Origin of the sequence: Streptomyces sp. NPDC002573, from assembly GCF_042889625.1 — a bacterium.
Taxonomy (GTDB): domain Bacteria; phylum Actinomycetota; class Actinomycetes; order Streptomycetales; family Streptomycetaceae; genus Streptomyces; species Streptomyces gibsoniae.
Genome location: NZ_JBIARC010000251.1, coordinates 1 through 1,707 on the forward strand (window position 1 = coordinate 1; position 1,707 = coordinate 1,707).

At 67.8% G+C, this 1,707-nt stretch carries 2 protein-coding genes; one reads left to right on the top strand and one right to left on the bottom strand.

Annotated features, from left to right (window positions below):
* The first annotated feature begins 120 nt into the window (after positions 1-120).
* On the top strand, positions 121-687 hold the full coding sequence (locus tag ACFYX0_RS47715; RefSeq protein ID WP_388982093.1) for a hypothetical protein: 567 nt from the start codon (positions 121-123) through the stop codon (positions 685-687).
* Here ACFYX0_RS47715 and ACFYX0_RS47720 read toward each other — a convergent pair.
* Complete coding sequence (locus ACFYX0_RS47720; protein WP_388982096.1) at positions 605-1,435, bottom strand: IS5 family transposase; 831 nt, start codon at positions 1,433-1,435, stop codon at positions 605-607. The two genes, ACFYX0_RS47715 and ACFYX0_RS47720, sit on opposite strands and share 83 nt — an antisense overlap.
* Positions 1,436-1,707: the final 272 nt, after the last annotated feature.

The following is a 1,707-nucleotide window of genomic DNA, read 5'->3' on the forward strand; positions in this document are numbered from 1 at the left end:
AGTGCGTTGTGGCAAAGGGAGTCCCTGTTCGATGAGCAGGGGCTTCTTCGTGTGCGGGGCGTGATCGCGGAGGGGTAGGGGCAGGCAGCGGACGGCTTGTTGTTGACCGAGGAGGGTGCAATGCCGTCGGTACTGGGGTTGATGGAGCGGCGTGAGGCGCGGGCGAGGCAGGAGTTGGAGTCCTGGACGGAGGTCCTGGAGCAGGCTCAGGCGGAGGTGAATGCCGCGCGGGAGCGAGTCGAACGAGCCCGGGTGGGACGTGAGGAACTCGTGCAGGTGCTCGCTGAGGAGAGCGCGGTAAATACGCCGGATCCCGTGCCGTCTGGTGGTGGGGCGGCTGCCGCTGAGGGATCGAGCGGCTTCGGTGGGGGGTATGCCGAGCGGCCGCCGGTGTGGCGGCCGGGCATGGGCGAGGAGGTGCTCAGCGGTCTGTATCGGGAGGTGTTCGCCGCTGTCGTGGCCGCTTCGGGGCCGGTGAACGGGGTGGAGTTGACGCGGGCGGTGGGCCGGGAAGCGGAGATCAAGAACGAGGTGGAGAAGATCCGTCACCGTGCCTACGTGCTCGAGAAGCGGGGCTGGCTGGTGCGGGCGGAAGACGGACGGTTCACGCCGACGCCCGGAGCAGTCGCCCGGGGCGCTTCTCCGGCCAGCGCGGGGCATCACCGGCCATCCGTCGCGACAGCCTGATCGTGGCTGCCCACCACACCATCTGCTGGTGGTGATCGGGACGGCGTTCGTGGTCGCGGTTGAGGCGGCGTGAGCGGGAGAGCCAGCCCAGCGTGCGTTCCACCACCCACCTGCGGGCCAGTACGACAAATCCGCGCCGCCCGTCAGAGCGGCGCACGACCTCGACGCGCACTCCGTGACGGGCGAACGCCTTCGCCAGCGCCGGACCCTGATAGGCACTGTCGACCCACACCAGCTTCAGCAGCCGGCCCGGCTCGTCCATGAACGTCTCCAGCAGTGCGGGGGCGGCCTTGGAGTCGTGTACATCAGCCGGGGTCACGGTCACCTCCAGGAGCAGGCCCTCGGTGTCGGTCAGGATGTGGCGTTTGCGCCCGTCGCGTGACTTCCCGCCGTCGTATCCGCGACTGTCCTCACCCACGGTCTCGGAGGCATCCACCGACTGACTGTCGATGATCCCCGCACTGGGCTCGGCGTCGCGCCCTTTCCGTTCCCGCGCCGAACGTCGCAGGCGTTCGTACAGCTCACGCACGTAGTCGTACGTACGCCAGCGGCGGAAGAAATCGTAGACCGCCCGCCAGTACGGGAAATCGACCGGCAGAGCCATCCATTTCACGCCGTTGTCGACGAGGTAGCGCACCGCGTCAAGCATCTCGCGGTGGCAATACCCCTCCGGACGCCCGCCCAGCTTGAGGAGCCAGGCCGGCACCGGCATCGCCGAGCGGACCTCGGCCCACTCCGCATCCGACATGTCACTGGGATAGCAGCCTGCCCGCCGCCCCGGAGCGATCGAACCGAACCGGTGCACGTAGCAGTCACACCCAGGGGTGACCGTGGTGGACGCCAGCACAGAGATACTGCTCAACTGATCAGGCAACGGGCTTCCTTGGTCGTGCTGGGTGTCGTAACCGCGTCACTACCAAGGGGCCCGTTCTCTCATGCCCGCGACCGCACCCGCACCTCTGTCCAGATGATCACCCGCGCCGCACACCTCGAACAAGATCCGGTTTGCCACAACGCACT

Coding starts and splice junctions, on each gene's coding strand:
- ACFYX0_RS47720 (WP_388982096.1), bottom strand. CDS start 1,435: ATGTCGGATGCGGAGTGGGCCGAGGTCCGCTCGGCGATGCCGGTGCCG.
- ACFYX0_RS47715 (WP_388982093.1), top strand. CDS start 121: ATGCCGTCGGTACTGGGGTTGATGGAGCGGCGTGAGGCGCGGGCGAGG.